General features: G+C 55.3%; 16 protein-coding genes. 13 read left to right on the forward strand and 3 right to left on the reverse strand.

Translation table 11 applies throughout. The annotated features are described in order from the left end of the window. Positions 1 to 49: 49 nt before the first annotated feature. Positions 50 to 544: a fimbrial protein gene (locus tag EC836_RS20275; RefSeq protein ID WP_158612806.1), complete on the reverse strand. Its 495-nt coding sequence runs from the start codon at positions 542 to 544 to the stop codon at positions 50 to 52. Between the two features lie 183 nt (positions 545 to 727). Between EC836_RS20275 and EC836_RS24670 the strand changes: the two genes are divergently transcribed. Continuing rightward, positions 728 to 1,495, forward strand: coding sequence for a hypothetical protein (locus EC836_RS24670; protein ID WP_148050394.1), 768 nt, complete (start codon positions 728 to 730; stop codon positions 1,493 to 1,495). 47 nt (positions 1,496 to 1,542) lie between these two features. Here the strand turns inward: EC836_RS24670 and yaaA are convergent, their stop codons facing one another. Then, on the reverse strand, positions 1,543 to 2,319 hold the full coding sequence (yaaA, locus tag EC836_RS20285) for a peroxide stress protein YaaA (protein ID WP_123336447.1): 777 nt from the start codon (positions 2,317 to 2,319) through the stop codon (positions 1,543 to 1,545). 266 nt (positions 2,320 to 2,585) lie between these two features. Between yaaA and tal the strand changes: the two genes are divergently transcribed. The 7 genes from tal to nhaR all read left to right on the forward strand — a co-directional run bounded on the left by tal (position 2,586) and on the right by nhaR (position 11,539). Then, on the forward strand, positions 2,586 to 3,539 hold the full coding sequence (gene tal / locus EC836_RS20290; RefSeq protein WP_123336449.1) for a transaldolase: 954 nt from the start codon (positions 2,586 to 2,588) through the stop codon (positions 3,537 to 3,539). Positions 3,540 to 3,880: 341 nt separating this feature from the next. Then, on the forward strand, positions 3,881 to 4,468 hold the full coding sequence (gene mog, locus EC836_RS20295) for a molybdopterin adenylyltransferase (RefSeq protein ID WP_123336451.1): 588 nt from the start codon (positions 3,881 to 3,883) through the stop codon (positions 4,466 to 4,468). A 128-nt stretch (positions 4,469 to 4,596) separates the two neighbouring features. Next, positions 4,597 to 5,901, forward strand: a complete 1,305-nt coding sequence (locus EC836_RS20300; protein ID WP_123336453.1) for an MFS transporter — start codon at positions 4,597 to 4,599, stop codon at positions 5,899 to 5,901. A 236-nt stretch (positions 5,902 to 6,137) separates the two neighbouring features. Next, the gene (gene dnaK / locus EC836_RS20305; RefSeq protein WP_123336455.1) at positions 6,138 to 8,045 is read left to right on the forward strand and encodes a molecular chaperone DnaK; all 1,908 of its coding nucleotides are present in this window, start codon (positions 6,138 to 6,140) and stop codon (positions 8,043 to 8,045) included. A 110-nt stretch (positions 8,046 to 8,155) separates the two neighbouring features. Then, positions 8,156 to 9,295 (forward strand): molecular chaperone DnaJ, encoded by a 1,140-nt coding sequence (gene dnaJ / locus EC836_RS20310; RefSeq protein WP_123336457.1) that lies wholly within the window; start codon positions 8,156 to 8,158, stop codon positions 9,293 to 9,295. Positions 9,296 to 9,469: 174 nt separating this feature from the next. After that, positions 9,470 to 10,630 (forward strand): Na+/H+ antiporter NhaA, encoded by a 1,161-nt coding sequence (gene nhaA / locus EC836_RS20315; protein ID WP_123336459.1) that lies wholly within the window; start codon positions 9,470 to 9,472, stop codon positions 10,628 to 10,630. An 18-nt stretch (positions 10,631 to 10,648) separates the two neighbouring features. Then, positions 10,649 to 11,539: a transcriptional activator NhaR gene (nhaR, locus tag EC836_RS20320; protein WP_123336461.1), complete on the forward strand. Its 891-nt coding sequence runs from the start codon at positions 10,649 to 10,651 to the stop codon at positions 11,537 to 11,539. A 57-nt stretch (positions 11,540 to 11,596) separates the two neighbouring features. On the opposite strand, the gene rpsT is transcribed toward nhaR, so the two are convergent. Beyond that, positions 11,597 to 11,860: a 30S ribosomal protein S20 gene (gene rpsT / locus EC836_RS20325; RefSeq protein WP_123336463.1), complete on the reverse strand. Its 264-nt coding sequence runs from the start codon at positions 11,858 to 11,860 to the stop codon at positions 11,597 to 11,599. Between the two features lie 316 nt (positions 11,861 to 12,176). On the opposite strand from rpsT, the gene ribF reads away from it, so the two are divergent. From ribF to ispH, 5 genes are read left to right on the forward strand one after another with little or no spacing between them, the layout of a single operon-like run. Next, positions 12,177 to 13,115 carry a bifunctional riboflavin kinase/FAD synthetase gene (gene ribF / locus EC836_RS20335; protein ID WP_123336465.1) on the forward strand — a complete coding sequence of 313 codons (939 nt, stop codon included), beginning with the start codon at positions 12,177 to 12,179 and terminating at the stop codon, positions 13,113 to 13,115. A 35-nt stretch (positions 13,116 to 13,150) separates the two neighbouring features. Beyond that, a complete protein-coding gene (gene ileS / locus EC836_RS20340) occupies positions 13,151 to 15,970 on the forward strand; it encodes an isoleucine--tRNA ligase (RefSeq protein WP_123336467.1) in 2,820 nt (939 codons plus the stop codon). Further along, a complete protein-coding gene (gene lspA, locus EC836_RS20345; protein ID WP_199735250.1) occupies positions 15,970 to 16,476 on the forward strand; it encodes a signal peptidase II in 507 nt (168 codons plus the stop codon). Before ileS ends, lspA begins: the two co-directional genes overlap by 1 nt. Before the next feature lie 3 nt (positions 16,477 to 16,479). Next, positions 16,480 to 16,950, forward strand: coding sequence for an FKBP-type peptidyl-prolyl cis-trans isomerase (gene fkpB, locus EC836_RS20350; RefSeq protein WP_123336471.1), 471 nt, complete (start codon positions 16,480 to 16,482; stop codon positions 16,948 to 16,950). Then, positions 16,931 to 17,884, forward strand: a complete 954-nt coding sequence (ispH, locus tag EC836_RS20355; protein ID WP_123336473.1) for a 4-hydroxy-3-methylbut-2-enyl diphosphate reductase — start codon at positions 16,931 to 16,933, stop codon at positions 17,882 to 17,884. The genes fkpB and ispH overlap by 20 nt, the downstream gene beginning before the upstream one ends. Positions 17,885 to 18,999 lie beyond the last annotated feature (1,115 nt).

The following is an 18,999-nucleotide window of genomic DNA, read 5'->3' on the forward strand; positions in this document are numbered from 1 at the left end:
GCATGAGATAGGGTCCCCTCAGGGGACCTTTTTTTATCAGTGGTCAGACTTAGTGAAGGTCTATTTTCAGCGTGGCGCTGGCGTTGAACTTCCCCCCACCTGTTGTGATATTACCTGACTTCACCGGTACGGCCTGCAGGACAGGCTGTTTAGGGTAACTGGGTACCAGTGGCTTGTTCAGGTCGAACGGTTTATCATCAGCCAGAAATTTTATGCCAAGTGAGGGATGATCGGTTTTAAGGTATTTATTATCAAAGCTCGCCCCATCGCCCACCAACGTTAACGATATCTGCCGGGAACTACTCCAGGAGCTGCAGGTGATGGTGTAATTGATCGGTTGCTTATAATTAGAACCATCAATTCTGTCTGGCCTGATCTCCTTAAAATCCACGCTATTCAGGGGGTCGCCATTATTAATTTTGCATGGAGTGGGAGCCATTACGTTGACTTTCACCGTGACCGTCGAGGGTGTTCCGGAAACGGCTGGAAAGGCAATGGGGAAAATGATCAGGATGGTCAGTAAGTGAATTCTTAGTTTATTCATAGTTGTTGCTGGTTCCATATATAAACGCAGATTAGCTTGCGCTGCTGATCCATTCAGCACTGAAATTATCAACGTGGCATAGTATATAACCGGTTTATATTACAGTAAAGAAATGGTATCATTTTTTAGCTGTGGTTTGCAGTTGCAAGGATTATTTCCAAAAAGATTTAAAAGGAGTTAAAAATGAGGTTTTTTTATATTCTGTGCTTCTGCATATTGAATTTGTTTTCGTCATCCGCCTGGTCGGTTGTCACTATGGAGTTTCTTAAAGCAAACCCAGGGGTAGTCAATGGTAATTACTCTTGGCCATCGCAGCCCACTACGGGGGTCATGTGCCACACTGGGGGGTGCAAGGTGGGCGTCTGTCTTTATATCCGTTCAATAAGCCGATGTGGCGGGGCGTATTTTAAATCAGTGAATATTCCTGCTGGAGCAACGGATCAAGATGCCTGGAAAGCGTTTACCCAAAAATTTGGCCAAAACGGAGGCTGGGCTGGGATAATGGGTGGTCCGTATGACAAGATGTGTGCGGGAATGGCCGTTACCGAAAACTTAATCGCCACCCTGATACCGGGTTCGAACTGTGCCGCCCCGCCGGGCAAGGATCAGGTGGAGTGCAGCATTCAGGATAGTCTGACGCTTAATCATAACACGCTTGCGGCTAATTCTCTGAACGGTAATCGGGCATCGAAGGGTATTATTATTAAATGTAATTTACCGGCAACAATGACGTTAAAACTGCTGAAACAGAGTGATATTGAACTGGGTAATGACGGGCTGGTAACAACCACGCTGTATAGCAACGACGTTAATTTGATAAGTGGAATGACGTTAAGCGTGCCTGAAGGAGATACCCGGGTGAATGTTTCGTCGGTCCTTCATGCAAAAGCACTGGATATTCCCGCAGGGCCACGCCAGGGTAGCGGTACGATGATGTTGGAATTTTACTAGTAATTATATCCTCTCATTATTTACACGGGAGGATATAATGTCGCGAGCTACGCTTTTTCGTGGCGTTTAAATATTATTTCGTTGCCGGAACTTAAATTAGCATCAAAGTGGTATCCATCGACATCAAACTTTTTCAGCTGTTCAGGTTTTGTCAGGCGGTTCTGAATAATGTAGCGGCTCATCAGGCCGCGCGCCTTCTTGGCGTAGAAGCTGATCACCTTAAACTTGCCGTTCTTCTCATCTAAAAATACCGGCTTGATAATCTCGCCGTTCAGCTGTTTCGGTTTTACCGCTTTGAAGTATTCATCGGAAGCGAGGTTCACCAGCACTTTATCACCCTGCGCGGCCAGCGCGTCATTCAGCGCATGGGTCAGCCTGTCGCCCCAGAAGCTGTAGAGGTCTTTCCCCGCCGGGTTATCCAGTTTGATGCCCATCTCCAGTCGATACGGCATCATCAGATCCAGCGGGCGCAGCAGGCCATAAAGGCCGGAGAGCATGCGCAGATGCTGCTGGGCATAGTCGAAATCATCTTCGCTGAAGCCTTCCGCCTGCAGGCCGGTGTACACGTCACCCTTGAATGCCAGAATCGCCTGACGGGCGTTTTCCGGGGTGAAATCCGGCTGCCAGTCATTGAAGCGCTCCGCGTTGAGCACCGCCAGCTTGTCGCTGATATGCATCAGTGAACCGATATCGGCAGGGGAAAGCCTGCGGGCAATTTTAATGAGTTTCTGCGACTCATCCAGCAGCGCGGGTTGGGTAAAACGTTGGGTCGCAAGCGGGCTTTCATAGTCCAGCGTTTTTGCGGGGGAAATTACCATCAGCATGATCGGGGGTCCTTGTGCATCGCGAAAAATTGCCAGCGCATACTGTAGCAAAAAAGCGTTAACAGAGGACAAATCGCTGTCATTGGTGGATCTGCTGATTCATCGTAAAGAAACGGAAAAAGCCCGTTTGTGTTGAGGTTTTATCCCGCTGTGGCACAGGGTTTTATGGTTGTTGCATGGCCGGGTACGCGTGCTATCATCCGGGGCAGACATTTTCAACACCCTGACAAATCAACCTTGTTTCAACCTTGATGAGAATGACAACTATGACGGACAAATTATCCTCCCTGCGTCAGATCACTACCGTTGTTGCCGATACCGGCGACATCGCGGCGATGAAACTCTACAAACCGCAGGATGCCACCACCAACCCTTCTCTGATCCTCAGCGCTGCCCAAATCCCAGAATACCGCAAGCTGATTGATGAAGCCGTGACCTGGGCGCGCGAGCAGAGCAGCGATAAAGAAGCACAGGTTTCTTTCGCAGCCGACAAACTGGCCGTTAACATCGGTCTGGAAATCCTTAAGCTGGTTCCGGGTCGTATTTCTACCGAAGTGGATGCGCGTCTGTCTTACGACACCGAAGGCAGCATTGCTAAAGCGCGTAGCCTGATCAAACTGTACAACGATGCTGGCATCAGCAACGACCGCATCCTGATCAAACTGGCGTCGACCTGGCAGGGCATCCGTGCCGCCGAGCAGCTGGAAAAAGAAGGCATCAACTGTAACCTGACCCTGCTGTTCTCCTTCGCTCAGGCGCGTGCCTGTGCCGAAGCGGGCGTGTACCTGATCTCGCCATTCGTTGGCCGTATCCTCGACTGGTACAAAGCCAACACCGATAAGAAAGAGTACGCGCCAGCAGAAGATCCAGGCGTTGTTTCCGTGACTGAAATCTACGAATACTACAAGCAGCACGGTTACGAAACCGTGGTGATGGGCGCAAGCTTCCGTAACGTAGGCGAAATCATTGAACTGGCTGGCTGCGACCGTCTGACCATCTCTCCGGGCCTGCTGAAAGAGCTGGCTGAGACCGAAGGCAGCATCGAGCGCAAGCTGTCCTTCACCGGTGAAGTGAAAGCACGTCCGGCGAAAATGACCGAAGCAGAGTTCCTGTGGCAGCACAACCAGGATCCAATGGCGGTTCAGAAACTGGCTGAAGGCATCCGTAACTTTGCCGTCGATCAGGGCAAGCTTGACAAGATGATCGCTGACCTGCTGTAACAGCCTTCATATCTGAAGCTGTAGCGGCGTTGGCTGCGCGGGCGCACCCCGGTCACTTACCTTTGTAAGCTCCCGGGGATTTGCCCGCTTGCCGCCTTGCTACAGCTCCAGCTATTTTGGCTGGCCCAGCTTCATATCTGACGCTGTAGCGGCGTTGGCTGTGCGGGCGCACCCCGGTCACTTACCTTTGTAAACTCCCGGGGATTTGCCCGCTTGCCGCCTTGCTACAACTCCAGCTATTTTGGCTGACCCAACTGTTCATATCGCCCACCCTCGCTATACATCCTGCTTTGCTATGGTTTATCCTTGCGTTAACTTTCTTTATCTGACGGCAAATCCCTATGAATACACTTCGCATTGGCCTGATCTCCGTATCTGACCGCGCGGCAAACGGCATCTACCAGGATCAGGGCCTGCCCGCGCTGGAAGACTGGCTTTCTGCAGCGCTATCGACGCCGTTCAAAATTGAGAAGCGTCTGGTGCCCGATGAGCAGCCGATGATCGAGCAGACGATCTGCGAGTTGGTTGATGAACTGTTTTGCCATCTGGTGCTGACCACCGGCGGCACCGGCCCGGCGCGACGCGACGTGACGCCCGATGCCACCCTGGCGATCGCCGATCGTGAAATGCCCGGCTTCGGCGAACAGATGCGCCAGATCAGCCTGAATTTTGTGCCGACGGCGATCCTTTCACGTCAGGTTGGGGTGATCCGCAAACAGTCGCTGGTGATTAATCTGCCGGGGCAGCCTAAATCGATCAAAGAGACGCTGGAAGGGTTGAAGGATGAGCAGGGCAAGACGACCGTGCACGGTATTTTTGCCAGCATTCCCTACTGCATTCAGCTGCTGGACGGGCCTTATATTGAGACCCACCCGCAGGTGGTAGCAGCATTCAGGCCGAAAAGCGCTCGCCGCGAAACAAACAGCTAAAAAACAGGATTCTCAGGCATAAGATCCAGTGCCGTCTGGTGTAGATGATAATTGCCGTTATAGTAAGCATAGCTTTACAAGGTGTAATTATTTTTCTGCTCTCTGACTATGGAATTACCCTAAGAATCATGGAACAAGAACACGCACGACCTTTGAACCGACAGGATTATAAAACCCTGGTGCTCGCCGCGCTCGGTGGCGCGCTGGAATTCTACGACTTTATTATCTTCGTCTTTTTTGCCGCCGTGATCGGCGAACTGTTTTTCCCTGCCGATATCCCTGAATGGCTGCGTCAGCTGCAGACGTTCGCCATCTTTGCTGCAGGATACCTTGCCCGCCCGTTAGGCGGCCTGATTATGGCCCACTTTGGCGACAGCAAAGGGCGCAAGAAAATGTTCAGTCTGAGCATTCTGCTGATGGCCCTGCCCACGCTGGCGATGGGGCTGCTGCCGACCTATGCCACGCTGGGTATTGCTGCACCCATTCTGCTGCTGCTGCTTCGGTTATTGCAGGGCGCGGCGATCGGTGGTGAAGTGCCCGGTGCCTGGGTGTTCGTGGCCGAACACGTGCCGCAAAAGCGCGTGGGCTTTGCCTGCGGTACGCTGACCGCCGGGCTGACCTTTGGCATTTTGCTGGGCTCGCTGGTCGCCACGCTGATAAATACCAGCATGACGCCGCAGGCCATCGCTGAGACAGGCTGGCGCATTCCGTTCCTGCTGGGTGGTGCTTTTGGTCTGCTGGCCATGTACCTGCGCCGCTGGCTGCATGAAACGCCGGTGTTTACCCAAATGCAGCATCGCAAAGCCTTATCGGATGAGCTGCCGTTGAAAACGGTGATTGCCCATCATCGCCAGAGCGTGGTGGTGTCGATGCTGCTGACCTGGCTGCTCTCCGCCTGCATTGTGGTGGTGCTGCTGATGGCCCCGGCGCTGCTGCAAAAACTGCACGGCCTGCCCGCCGCCTTGACCCTTAAAGCGAACAGCCTGGCCACGGTGATGCTGATTTTCGGCTGCATTATTTCCGGTGCGCTGGTCGATCGTATTGGCGCGGCGACCACGCTGATTGCCGGCAGCCTGCTGCTGGCGGTGACCAGTTGGACCTTCTTTACCGTTGCCGCAGAGTATCCGGCCTGGCTGTTCAGCGCCTATGCGCTGGCCGGTCTGTGCGTGGGCGTTGTTGGCGTGGTGCCTTTCGTGATGGTGTCGGCATTTCCCCCTGCGGTTCGTTTTACCGGTATCTCCTTCTCTTACAATCTTTCATATGCCATTTTCGGCGGGCTGACGCCCATCATGGTGACGCTGATGATGAAGCTGACGCCGATGGCACCGGCTTACTACGTTCTTGGCCTGGCCGGGGTCGGCGTACTGGTCGGCCTGTGGCTCAAACGCGCGTCCGCGCAGCGTGTTTTACTGCAGCAGGTGAGCGCCCAGTAACCCTCGTTTTATCGTGGTTAAACCGGACTGGCCTGCGCCGGTCCGTTTTTTTTAAAAAAAAACGACTTTTTTTTGCTGTTGCCCCTTGATGCGGCGCTTTGCGGCCCCATCTTATTTGGCATCCGAGGCTACGGACCTGGAAAAAAAGAGCGGGATGAGCAGTTGAAACTGTGAGAAATGCCCGCATTTAAGGTTCATAACCTGATTTGAAATGAATTTAAGTGGGAGACGTTTAGATGGGTAAGATTATTGGTATTGACCTGGGTACGACTAACTCTTGTGTCGCTATCATGGATGGCGGCAAGGCACGTGTACTGGAGAATGCGGAAGGCGATCGCACTACGCCATCCATCATTGCTTACACTCAGGACGGTGAAACGCTGGTAGGTCAGCCTGCTAAACGTCAGGCCGTGACCAACCCGCAGAATACCCTGTTTGCGATCAAGCGCCTGATTGGCCGTCGCTTCCAGGATGAAGAAGTACAGCGTGATATTAAAATCATGCCGTTCAAAATCGTTGGCGCTGACAACGGTGACGCATGGCTGGACGTGAAAGGCCAGCGCGTAGCACCTCCGCAGATCTCTGCAGAAGTGCTGAAAAAAATGAAGAAAACAGCAGAAGATTACCTGGGTGAGCCAGTGACCGAAGCGGTTATTACCGTACCGGCTTACTTTAACGATGCACAGCGTCAGGCAACCAAAGATGCGGGTCGTATCGCCGGTCTGGAAGTCAAACGTATCATCAACGAACCAACCGCAGCCGCACTGGCCTACGGTCTGGATAAAGGCCAGGGTAACCGCACTATCGCGGTATACGACCTGGGTGGTGGTACTTTCGATATCTCTATCATCGAAATCGATGAAGTTGACGGCGAAAAAACCTTCGAAGTTCTGGCAACCAACGGTGATACCCACCTGGGTGGTGAAGACTTCGACAGCCGCATGATCAACTATCTGGTGGCTGAGTTTAAGAAAGATTCAGGCATCGATCTGCACAACGATCCGCTGGCCATGCAGCGTCTGAAAGAAGCTGCTGAAAAAGCGAAAATCGAACTGTCTTCTGCCCAGCAGACCGACGTGAACCTGCCGTACATCACTGCTGATGCGACCGGTCCTAAGCACCTGAACATCAAAGTGACTCGTGCGAAGCTGGAATCACTGGTAGAAGACCTGGTTGCTCGCTCTATCGAGCCGCTGAAAGTTGCGCTGCAGGATGCGGGCCTGTCCGTATCTGATATCAACGACGTCATCCTCGTTGGTGGCCAGACGCGTATGCCAATGGTGCAGTCAAAAGTGGCTGAGTTCTTTGGTAAAGAGCCGCGTAAAGACGTTAACCCGGACGAAGCCGTTGCCGTGGGCGCAGCCGTACAGGGTGGCGTGCTGGCGGGTGAAGTGAAAGACGTTCTGCTGCTGGACGTTACCCCACTGTCACTGGGTATCGAAACCATGGGCGGCGTGATGACTTCACTCATCACCAAGAACACCACCATTCCAACCAAGCACAGCCAGGTGTTCTCTACCGCTGAAGACAACCAGTCTGCGGTAACCATCCACGTTGTGCAGGGTGAGCGTAAACGCGCTGCGGATAACAAGTCACTGGGCCAGTTCAACCTTGACGGTATCCAGTCAGCACCGCGCGGCATGCCGCAGATCGAAGTGACCTTCGACATCGACGCCGACGGTATTCTGCACGTATCCGCTAAAGACAAAAACAGCGGTAAAGAGCAGAAGATCACCATTAAGGCCTCTTCCGGTCTGAACGACGAAGAGATCGAAAAAATGGTGCGCGATGCGGAAGCTAACGCTGAGTCTGACCGCAAGTTTGAAGAACTGGTGCAGACCCGTAACCAGGGTGACCAGGTTGCGCACAGCACCCGTAAGCAGCTGACCGATGCCGGTGACCAACTTCCAGCAGACGTGAAAGCGCCAATCGAAGCGGCTCTGACCGAGCTGGATACTGCGCTGAAAGGCGAAGACAAAGCTGAGATTGAAGCGAAAATCCAGGCGCTGATGGAAGTGTCAGGCAAGCTGATGGAGTTTGCTCAGCAGCAGCAGGCCGCTGGCGGCGCAGCCGATGCAGCCGAAGGCAAAAAAGATGACGACGTCGTTGACGCCGAATTCGAAGAAGTTAAAGACAAGAAATAATCGCCCTTGAGCGGGCATGATGCTCCCTCGGTGGAGCATCGTATTAACCAGCACGGGCGTGGAGATTTCTCCCCGCCCGTGCACGCATGTTAAGGGCAGGATCAATAACAATGGCGAAGAAAGACTATTACGAGGTTTTAGGCGTTTCCAAATCTGCGGAAGAGCGTGAAATCAAAAAGGCTTATAAACGTCTTGCGATGAAGTTCCACCCCGACCGCAACCAGGGCGATAAAGAAGCCGAAGAGAAATTCAAAGAGATCAAAGAGGCGTACGAAATTCTGACCGATGCGCAGAAACGTGCGGCTTACGATCAGTACGGCCATGCTGCCTTTGAACAGGGCGGAATGGGCGGCGGCGGCGGTTTCGGCGGTGGTGGTGGTGCAGACTTTAGCGATATCTTTGGCGACGTATTCGGCGATATTTTCGGCGGAGGCCGCCGTCAACAGCGCGCCGCACGCGGTGCTGATTTGCGCTACAACATGGAACTGACGCTGGAAGAAGCGGTACGCGGCGTGACCAAAGAGATCCGCATTCCAACGCTGGAAGAGTGTGAAGTCTGCCACGGCAGCGGTGCGAAAGCGGGGACCAAGCCGCAGACCTGTTCAACCTGTCACGGTGCAGGCCAGGTACAGATGCGTCAGGGCTTCTTCACCGTCCAGCAGGCGTGTCCAACCTGTCACGGTCGCGGCTCGGTGATTAAAGATCCGTGCAACGCCTGTCACGGCCACGGACGCGTTGAGAAGTCGAAAACGCTGTCGGTGAAAATTCCAGCTGGCGTGGATACCGGTGACCGCATCCGCCTGACTGGTGAAGGTGAAGCCGGCGAGCACGGCGCGCCGTCGGGCGATCTGTACGTTCAGGTTCAGGTGAAAAAACACCGTATCTTCGAACGTGAAGAAAACAACCTGTACTGCGAAGTGCCGATTAACTTTGCGATGGCAGCCCTGGGCGGCGAGATTGAAGTGCCTACCCTTGACGGCCGCGTGAAGCTGAAAGTGCCGGCGGAAACGCAGACCGGCAAGCTGTTCCGCATGCGCGGTAAAGGCGTGAAATCCGTGCGCGGTGGTGCGCAGGGCGACCTGCTGTGCCGCGTGGTGGTGGAAACTCCGGTCAGCCTGAACGACAAGCAGAAAGCGCTGCTGCGCGAGCTGGAAGAGAGCTTTGGTGGCCCGAGCGGCGATCAGAACAGCCCGCGTTCAAAGAGCTTCTTTGACGGCGTGAAAAAGTTCTTCGACGATCTGACGCGTTAATCCGTTTTTATCTTTTAAGCGCGTCATCAGATGGGCGGCCTCAACAAAGGCTGCCCATTTTTTTCATTCGGAAATTCCGATCGGTTAACCATTTATAATCTGTTTTTTACGAAGAGTTAAAGCGAGTATGCTGTGGGCTTCTTTACGCTCACACTCGAATTAATGGAATCTTCGATGAAAACAGCTCTCAAGCGTCTGCTTAACAATGACGCCACCGGCGGTGTGGTACTGATCGTGGCCGCTGCCATCGCGATGTTTCTGGCGAACAACAGCACTACGCAGCAGGGGTATCAGGCGCTACTGGCGATGCCGGTGCAGTTCCGTTTTGGCGAACTCGACATCAACAAAGATCTGCTGCTGTGGATCAATGATGCGCTGATGGCGCTGTTCTTCCTGCTGATTGGCCTTGAGGTGAAGCGCGAGCTGGTCACCGGCTCGCTGAACAGCCGCGAGCGGGCGATGTTCCCGCTGATCGCCGCGCTGGGCGGAATGCTGGCTCCGGCCCTGATCTTCACCGCCTTTAACCATAACGATCCACTGGCGATCCACGGCTGGGCGATCCCTACCGCTACGGACATCGCTTTTGCACTGGGGATCCTCGCGCTGCTGGGTAGCCGGGTACCGGTACAGTTAAAAATGTTCCTGATGGCGCTGGCGGTGATTGATGACCTTGGTGCCATCGTGATTATCGCCTTCTTCTACACCAGCGATCTTTCACTAGTTTCGTTGAGCGTGGCGGCTGCCTCTGTCCTGGCGCTGGCGCTGCTGAATCTGTGCGGGGTGCGTAAGACCTCGCTGTATCTGCTGGTCGGGGTCGTGCTGTGGGTGGCCGTGCTGAAGTCCGGCGTTCACGCGACGCTGGCTGGCGTGATCGTCGGCTTCTTTATCCCGTTGAAGGGAAAGGGGGACGTTTCACCGTCGATTGATTTAGCGCACGGATTACAGCCGTGGGTCAGCTGGATCATCCTGCCGCTGTTTGCCTTTGCCAATGCCGGCGTTTCGCTGAGCGGCGTCTCGCTCAACGGCCTTTTCTCCGCCGTACCGCTGGGGATTATCCTTGGCCTGTTTATCGGCAAGCCGCTGGGTATTACGCTGATCTGCTGGCTGGCGGTGAAGCTGAAAATTGCCGCTTTGCCCGAGCGTACCAAAATGGTCGATATAGCCGCCGTTGGCGTGCTGTGCGGGATTGGCTTTACCATGTCGATCTTTATCGCCTCGCTGGCCTTTGATGCGCAGCATGAAGAGATGGTCACGCTGGCGAAGCTGGGTATCCTCGCCGGCTCGGTGGTTTCCGCCGTGGTGGGCTATCTGCTGCTGCGAGTGAAGCTGAAGTAGCGCGTCGCGGAGGATGACATGTCGCAGATGAACTTTAACCACCTCTATTACTTCTGGCAGGTCTGTAAAACCGGCTCGGTGGTTAAAGCTGCCGAGGTACTCAACCTCACGCCGCAGACCATTACCGGCCAGCTGAAGGCGCTGGAAGAGCGTCTGCAGGGCCGCCTGTTCAAACGTCAGGGAAGGGGGCTGGTGCCCTCAGAGCTGGGGCAACTGGTGTTCCGCTACGCCGACCGCATGTTTACCCTCAGCCAGGAAATGCTGGATATCGTTAACTACCGTAAGGAAGCGAGCCTGCTGTTTGACGTCGGCGTGGCCGATGCTCTGTCCAAAAAGCTGGTCAGCCAGATCCTCGCAACCGCCGTACAGGAAGCGGAGCCTATTCATCTGCGCTGCTTTGAATCGACCCATGAGCTGCTGCTGGAGCAGCTCAGTGAGCACAAGCTGGATATGATCCTCTCCGACTGCCCGGTCGATTCTTCGCAGCAGGCGGGGCTGTTTTCCGTCAAGCTGGGCGAATGCGGCGTCAGCTTCTGGTGCCACGACGCGCTGCCCGACAGCGCGTTTCCGGCCTGCCTGACCGCGCATAATGTGCTGGTTCCCGGCCGGCGATCGATGCTGGGGCGTCGGCTGCTGAACTGGTTTCAGTCGCAGAATCTGGACGTGACCATTCTCGGTGAGTTCGACGATGCGGCGCTGATGAAGGCTTTTGGTGTCGCTAACCGGGCCATTTTTGTCGCACCCACGCTGTACGGAAAAGAAAGCTACTACGATGAAGGGATTGTCGAACTGGGCCGGCCGGAAGCGGTGATGGAGGAGTACCACGTCATTTTTGCCGAAAGGATGATCCAGCATCCGGCGGTGCAGCGTATCTGCAATAAAGATTTCAGCGCGCTGTTTGCCGTTTAACAGGCATAAAAAAACCGCCGTAAGGCGGTCTTTTTAACGCGGATTAACAAACTGGCATTAAGCCAGGTTGCCGATCTGTGCAGCCAGGTTTGCTTTATGACGAGCAGCCTTGTTTTTGTGGATCAGGCCTTTAGCTGCCTGGCGGTCCACGATAGGTTGCATTTCATTGAATGCAGCCTGTGCAGCTGCTTTATCGCCAGTAGCGATAGCTGCGTATACTTTCTTAACAAAGGTACGCATCATTGAACGACGGCTAGCGTTGTGCTTACGACGCTTCTCAGACGTTACTGCGCGTTTCTTAGCTGATTTGATATTAGCCAAGGTCCAACTCCCAAATAGTTCTATGAGGACAATTCAAAGGCCGAGGAATATGCCCTTTTCGCCTTCGGTTGTCAATGGATTTGTGCAAATAAGCGCCGATGAAACATTGGCACTTGGTTACGTTTCGATGGCGCAAGATTCTACCAGCTTCAGTCTGGCGAATACAGCTTATTCACAAGAAAAATATAATCCCATGGCCAGCAAGTACCATACAGAATGAAATGGCAGTAAGAAAGCGCGAAAGCCCGCAATCGCGGGTTAACCTTCATCGCTGTACAAGGTATAATCCGCCGATTTCCACAAATTTGAGCCAGCCATGAAGTTTATCCGCGGTATACATAACCTGAGAGAGCAGCATCGCGGCTGCGTACTGGCTATCGGTAATTTCGATGGCGTACACCGCGGTCACCAGGCGCTGCTGGCGCGCCTTTGCGAAGAAGGGCGACAGCGCAATCTGCCGGTGATGGTGATGCTGTTTGAACCCCAGCCGCTGGAGCTGTTCGCGGTTGACGGTGCCCCGGCGCGGCTAACCCGCCTGCGCGAAAAAGTGCGTTATCTGGAGCAGGCCGGTATCGATAACGTGCTGTGCGTCCGCTTTGACAGACGTTTTGCCGCCCATACGGCGCAAAGCTTTATTGCCGATCTGCTGGTCGATAAGCTGGGCGTGCAGTTCCTTGTCGTCGGTGATGATTTCCGCTTTGGCGCTGGTCGCCAGGGCGATTTCCTGTTATTACAGAAGGCTGGCGTCGAATACGGTTTCGATGTCATCAGCACCCAGACATTTTGCGATAATGGCAAACGCATCAGTAGTACGGCAGTACGCCAGGCGCTGGCAGACGATGACCTGGCGCAGGCAGCCGTTTTGCTGGGGCATCCCTTCAGCATTTCTGGTCGCGTGGTCCACGGCGATGCACTGGGCCGGACGATTGGTTTCCCCACCGCTAACCTGCCGCTGCGTCGTACCGTTTCCCCGGTAAAAGGGGTGTACGCCGTTGAAGTGCTGGGCCTGGGGGATCGTCCACTGCCGGGCGTTGCCAATATTGGCACCCGACCGACCGTTGCCGGGCTGCGTCAGCAGCTTGAAGTGCACCTGCTGGATGTCGCTATCGACCTATACGGACGCCATATTGACGTGGTGCTGCGTAAAAAAATTCGCAACGAGCAGCGCTTTGCCTCGCTCGATGCACTGAAAGAGCAAATTGCTAAAGATGTGGTGACGGCCCGCGACTTTTTCGGGCTAAAGACACCGGTTTAAACAGAACTGAAGCGAAATACGGAATCGAGAATCTGATGAGTGACTATAAATCTACCCTGAATTTGCCGGAAACGGGGTTCCCGATGCGTGGCGATCTGGCCAAACGCGAACCGGGAATGCTGCAACGTTGGTATGATGACAACCTGTACGGCATCATCCGCGAAGCCAAAAAAGGGAAAAAAACCTTTATCCTTCATGATGGCCCTCCTTATGCGAACGGCAGCATTCATATTGGTCACTCAGTTAACAAGATTCTGAAAGATATTATCGTTAAGTCGAAAGGCATGGCGGGCTACGATTCGCCGTACGTGCCGGGCTGGGACTGCCACGGTCTGCCTATCGAACACAAAGTTGAGCAGATGATCGGCAAGCCGGGTGAGAAAGTCACCCCGGCCGAGTTCCGCGCTGCCTGCCGTAAATACGCTGCCGAGCAGGTAGAAGGGCAGAAAGCCGACTTCATCCGCCTGGGCGTGCTGGGCGACTGGGATCGCCCGTACCTGACGATGAACTTCAAAACCGAAGCCAACATCATCCGCGCGCTGGGTAAAATCATCGGTAACGGCCACCTGCACAAAGGCGCGAAGCCGGTGCACTGGTGCCTGGACTGCCGCTCTGCGCTGGCGGAAGCCGAAGTTGAGTATTACGACAAAACCTCACCTTCCATTGACGTGATGTTTAACGCGCTGGATGCCGATGCCGTGCGCGCGAAGTTTGGCGTTGCCGCTTCAGAAGGCCCGGTTTCACTGGTTATCTGGACCACCACCCCGTGGACCATGCCGGCTAACCGCGGTATCTCCCTGCATCCGGAATTTGAGTATCAGCTGCTGCAGATCGACGGCCGCAGCCTGATCCTGGCGAAAGAGCTGGTGGAAAGCGTGATGAAGCGCGCGGGCGTCGCCGAGTGGACCGTGCTGGGCGAATGCAAAGGTGAGGCGCTGGAGCTTCAGCTGTTCCAGCATCCCTTCCTGGAGCAGATCCAGTCGAAGGTCGTTCTGGGTGAGCACGTTACGCTGGAAGCCGGTACCGGTGCCGTGCATACCGCACCGGGTCACGGCCCGGATGACTATGTCATCGGTCAGAAATACGGTCTGGAAACCGCGAACCCGGTTGGCCCGGACGGCACCTATCTGCCGGGTACCTACCCGACGCTGGACGGCGTTAACGTCTTTAAAGCCAACGATATGATCGTTGAGCTGCTGAAAGAAAAAGGTGCACTGCTGCACGTTGAAAAACTGCACCACAGCTACCCGCACTGCTGGCGTCACAAAACGCCGATCATTTTCCGTGCCACCCCGCAGTGGTTTATCAGCATGGATCAGAAAGGTCTGCGTGCGCAGTCGCTGAAAGAGATCAAAGGCGTGCAGTGGATCCCGGACTGGGGCCAGGCGCGTATCGAAGCCATGGTGGCGAACCGTCCTGACTGGTGTATCTCACGCCAGCGTACCTGGGGCGTGCCGATGTCGCTGTTCGTGCACAAAGACACCGAGCAGCTGCATCCGGACAGCCTGGCGCTGATGGAAAAAGTCGCGCTGCGCGTAGAGGAAGAAGGCATCCAGGCATGGTGGGATCTTGATCCGCGTGATCTGATGGGCGATGACGCCGACAACTATGTGAAAGTACCGGACACGCTGGACGTGTGGTTTGACTCCGGTTCAACCAGCTACTCGGTGGTGGATGCGCGCCCTGAGTTCGGCGGCCACACCCCGGATATGTATCTGGAAGGGTCTGACCAGCATCGCGGCTGGTTTATGTCCTCACTGATGATCTCGACGGCGATGAAGGGCAAAGCGCCTTATCGTCAGGTACTGACCCACGGTTTCACCGTTGACGGTCAGGGCCGCAAGATGTCCAAATCGCTGGGCAATACCGTCTCGCCGCAGGACGTCATGAACAAGCTGGGCGCGGATATTCTGCGTCTGTGGGTGGCTTCTACCGACTATTCCGGTGAAATCGCCGTATCCGATGAAATCCTTAAGCGTTCTGCTGACAGCTATCGCCGCATTCGTAACACCGCGCGCTTCCTGCTGGCTAACCTGGCGGGCTTTAATCCGGAAACCGATCTGGTGAAGCCGGAAGAGATGGTGGTGGTCGATCGCTGGGCCGTGGGTCGTGCGCTGGATGCGCAGAACGATATCGTCGCCTCTTACGAAGCCTATGATTTCCACGAAGTGGTTCAGCGCCTGATGCAGTTCTGCTCGGTGGAAATGGGTTCCTTCTACCTCGACATCATCAAAGATCGTCAGTACACCGCGAAGGCCGATGGCCTGGCGCGCCGCAGCTGCCAGACCGCGCTGTGGTACATCGCCGAGGCGCTGGTGCGCTGGATGGCACCGATCATGTCGTTTACCGCCGATGAGATCTGGGGATACCTGCCGGGCAAACGCAGCCAGTACGTGTTTACCGAAGAGTGGTTCGATGGCCTGTTCAGCCTTGCGGCGGACGAGTCGATGAACGACGCCTACTGGGCGGACCTGCTGAAAGTGCGTACTGAGGTCAACAAAGTGATTGAGCAGGCGCGTGCCGACAAGCGCATTGGTGGCTCGCTGGAAGCCAGCGTCACGCTGTACGCCGATGCTGAGCTGGCCGCGAAGCTGAACAGCCTGGGTGAAGAGCTGCGCTTTGTGCTGCTGACCTCCGGTGCTGCGGTGGCGGATTACGCTCAGGCAACCGACGATGCGCAGCAGAGCGAGGTCATCAAAGGCCTGAAGATCGCTCTGCATAAAGCAGAAGGTGAGAAGTGCCCGCGCTGCTGGCATTACACCACCGATATCGGTCAGAACGCTGCGCATGCAGACGTTTGTGGCCGCTGTGCCACCAACGTCGCGGGCAGCGGCGAACTGCGTAAGTTTGCATAATGAGCCGCCCCGTTCTCTCTACCGGATTGCGCTGGCTATGGCTGGTGCTGGTGGTGATTGGCATCGATTTCGCCAGTAAACAGTGGATTATGAATACGCTGATGCTGCATGAGTCGATGCCGGTGATGCCATATTTTAACTTTTTTTATGCTCACAACTACGGCGCGGCTTTCAGCTTCCTCGCCGATAAAGGTGGCTGGCAGCGCTGGTTCTTTGCCGGTATTGCTATTGCCATCGTTGTCGTGCTGCTGGTGATGATGTACCGCAGCCCGGCGAGCAATAAACTGAATAACATCGCCTATGCGCTGATCGTTGGTGGTGCATTAGGCAACCTGTTTGACCGGTCATATCATGGCTTCGTGGTGGACTTCATCGATTTTTACGTTGGAGACTGGCACTTTGCCACGTTTAATATCGCCGACTGCGCCATCTGTATTGGTGCTGCGCTGGTCGTACTGGAAGGGTTTATCACCCCGGCCGGTAAACAGGCTAAGAATAAAGGGTAGGGCATGATCGATACAGTACAGCGCGACAGCTCACTGCTGGTGCATTTCACCTTAAAACTGGCGGACGGATCGACCGCGGAATCCACGCGCAATAACGGCAAGCCTGCGCTGTTCTGTCTGGGTGACGGCAGCCTGTCCGAGGGGCTGGAAAACCAGCTGATCGGACTGAAGGTCGGTGACAAGCATGCTTTTGCGCTGGAGTCTGAAGACGCTTTCGGCGGCATCAGCCCGGATCTGATCCAGTACTTCTCGCGCCGCGATTTTATGCAGGCAGGGGAACCGGAGGTCGGCGCGATTATGCTGTTCGCCGGCATGGACGGTAACGAAATGCCCGGTGTGATCCGCGAGATTTCCGGTGATTCAATCACCGTTGATTTCAACCATCCGCTGGCCGGGCAGACCATTCATTTTGACGTAGAAGTACTGGAGATCAATCCGGTACTGGAGGCGGCGAATGCAGATCCTGTTGGCTAACCCACGCGGTTTTTGTGCGGGTGTTGATCGCGCTATCAGCATTGTCGAGCGTGCGCTGGAGATGTACGGCGCACCGATTTACGTTCGTCACGAAGTGGTGCATAACCGCTACGTGGTTAACAGCCTGCGCGAGCGCGGGGCGATTTTTATTGAGGAAATCAGCGAGGTGCCGGATGGCTGCATCTTGATTTTCTCCGCCCACGGCGTTTCGCAGGCGGTGCGTGCAGAAGCGAAGGCGCGCGATTTAACCATGCTGTTCGACGCCACCTGTCCGCTGGTGACCAAAGTTCATATGGAAGTCGCGCGTGCCAGCCGCAAGGGCACCGAGGCGATTCTTATTGGTCACGCCGGTCACCCGGAGGTAGAGGGCACCATGGGCCAGTACAATAACCCGAAAGGGGGCATGTACCTGGTGGAGGAGCCCGCTGACGTGTGGAAGCTGCAGGTGAAGGATGAAGACAACCTGTGCTTTATGACCCAGACCACGCTGTCGGTGGATGACACCTATGAAGTAATCGATGCGCTGCGCGCGCGCTTCCCGAAAATTGTCGGGCCGCGTAAAGACGATATCTGCTACGCCACGACGAACCGTCAGGAAGCGGTACGTACGCTGTCGAAGGATGCGGACGTGGTGCTGGTGGTTGGCTCGAAAAACTCGTCTAACTCCAATCGTCTTGCCGAACTGGCGCAGCGCGCCGGTAAGCTGGCGCGGCTGATCGATTCTGCCGATGATATTCAGGAAGAGTGGATCAAGGGCGCGCGCTGCGTTGGCGTTACGGCCGGGGCATCGGCTCCTGACGTGCTGGTACAGGCGGTGATCCAGCGGCTTAACCAGCTGGGTGGTGTGGATGCCATTGAGCTGATTGGTCGCGAAGAGAACATCGTGTTTGAAGTGCCGAAAGAGCTGCGCGTTGAGGTTCGGCAGGTCGATTAATCGGCTTGTTTCGCTTGCTGTTGCCTCGGGGCTGTTGCTCAGATGGCAGGTGGATAGATCGCTGTTGTATTGATGATTGTTGTTCGGGTAGTCGCAAGGACGGGTGGGCTTTGGCCTGGCGGTCCTCGCGCCGGGCTTTGCCCGGTTCCCTCACTGCGGTTGTCAGCCTTTTGGACCGGTGAAGATGGTGCGTCCCTGCACCAGCTTCACCTCTCGCCAACGTCCTGTTGGCGAGTCCAGCCTTCCTCTCTCCGTTCAGCGCTGCGGATTGCCCTGCCAAAGCCCACCCGTCCTCGCCTCACTTTCCGCGTTGTCTGTTGAAAACGACCTCTTTCCGTTCCGCGCTGCGGATTGCCTTTCCAAAGCCCACCCGTCCTCGCCTCACTTTCCGCGTTGCCTGTTGAAAACGACCTCTTTCCGTTCCGCGCTGCGGATTGCCTTGCCGAAGCCCACCCGTCCTCGCCTCACATTCCGTGTTGCCTGTTGAATACGACCTTATGTGTATTCGTTTCGTTGGATGAAGTCTTCAACGCTGCAGAATGGCGCGTTGAGGTTCGGCAGGTCGATTAGTTTGCTGTATTTTGTTGGTTGGCGGACTGGTGGCAGCGAGGACGGGTGGGCTTTGGCCTGGCGGTCCTCGCGCCGGGCTTTGCCCGGTTCCCTCACTGCGGTCGTCAGCCTTTTGGACCGGTGAAGATGGCGCGTCCCTGCGCCAGCTTCACCTCTCGCCAACGTCCTGTTGGCAAGTCCAGCCTTACTCTCCGTTCCGCGCTGCGGATTGCCTTGCCAAAGCCCGCCCGTCCTTGCCTCATTTTCCACGTTACCTGTTGAAAACACCCCTGTATCTGGCCCCTTTATCTGGCGTTATCGCTTAACCCCCGACATGATTGCTGAATATGCCAGGTGGTTTTATCTGACATTGTCTTTGAACCGCGACGCCATTGATGAAAGGGGAGACAGCCTCTGCGGCTGCAGGGCATTCCGCAGCGCTGAGGCGGAGGCAGCAGGCCAGGAGACGCCAACAGCTACCGTCTTGAATATCAACCTGCCGCGCCGATATTTTCATCAAAATTGCACTGATGCCTGAGTACCGCATAGCACTGATGAACCAGTTT

This window comes from Erwinia sp. JUb26, from assembly GCF_003751505.1.
Lineage (GTDB): Bacteria > Pseudomonadota > Gammaproteobacteria > Enterobacterales > Enterobacteriaceae > Erwinia.